Origin of the sequence: Shewanella sp. AS16 (assembly GCF_021412365.1) — a bacterium.
Taxonomy (GTDB): Bacteria; Pseudomonadota; Gammaproteobacteria; order Enterobacterales; family Shewanellaceae; genus Shewanella; species Shewanella salipaludis.
On the sequence record NZ_JAKCLK010000397.1, the window covers coordinates 1 to 283 of the forward strand.

The 283-nt window shown below is 44.9% G+C and carries 1 protein-coding gene; it reads left to right on the top strand.

The genetic code is table 11. The annotated features are described in order from the left end of the window. Positions 1 to 273 (top strand): hypothetical protein (locus tag LZP73_RS20815; protein WP_234236881.1); only part of this gene is annotated, 273 nt, incomplete at its 5' end. Positions 274 to 283 lie beyond the last annotated feature (10 nt).

Below are 283 nucleotides of genomic sequence, written 5' to 3' on the forward strand. Positions count from 1 at the left end.
AAAACGTTCGATATTGTTCCGGCATTTGAGGCAAGTCATTTGTTATGGCGAAGCTATGAAAATAGCTGGGAGCAAATCTTCAGCGCAGGTGTTGGTGCCTCCTGGCAAAAACATTATGGCACGGATGTCGTCACCCAACTCGGCTACGGGCAACGTATTAGCTGGAATGACGTGATTGATGCTGGCGCAACGCTACGCTGGGAAAAACGACCTTATGACGGTGACAGAGAACACAACTTATACGTTGAATTCGATATGACATTCAGATTTTAAGGATAAATAT